Source organism: Mycobacterium simiae (assembly GCF_008370645.1).
GTDB classification, from domain to species: domain Bacteria; phylum Actinomycetota; class Actinomycetes; order Mycobacteriales; family Mycobacteriaceae; genus Mycobacterium; species Mycobacterium simiae_A.
Genome location: NZ_VTZN01000551.1, coordinates 1 through 410, shown reverse-complemented (window position 1 = coordinate 410; position 410 = coordinate 1). Strand labels below are relative to the sequence as shown.

1 protein-coding gene is annotated in these 410 nt (G+C 65.4%); it reads right to left on the bottom strand.

Annotation, left to right across the window (positions count from 1 at the left end):
- On the bottom strand, positions 1 to 251 hold a 251-nt coding region (locus F0Q45_RS26855), incomplete at its 3' end, for a type VII secretion target (RefSeq protein WP_149656686.1).
- Between the last annotated feature and the right edge of the window lie 159 nt (positions 252 to 410).

Sequence of the window (410 nt, the reverse complement as noted above, 5' to 3'; positions counted from 1 at the left end):
TGTTGGGCGGTGCGCAGCTTGGCGGCCAGCTCGGCGGAGGAATTTTTCATCGCGAAGCCCGTGCTGGCGCGTGCGGCCACAGCCTTGGTGAACGCGATATTGGAAAAAGCGCTGGCCACACCGTGGGTCACCCAGACCCCCGCTTCGACGTTGGAGGCCGCCCCGGCCGCGGTTTGGGCCTGGGCTGAGGCCTGCTCTTGCAGTGTTGCCATTCTGGCTAGGTTTTCTGGGGTAACAACCAAATCTGCCATGTCGTGATCTCCTTAACGTGTGATTGATTACCGACCCGCAACGGCCGGCTAAGCTGCTAACCGCGTGAGCGGCCGCACCGCTAGGGGCCCTGGAGCGGGCTTGGCTGCGCGGCGGCTTGGGCGCCGACCGACTCGACCCCGATGGGTGCCCGCCCAACA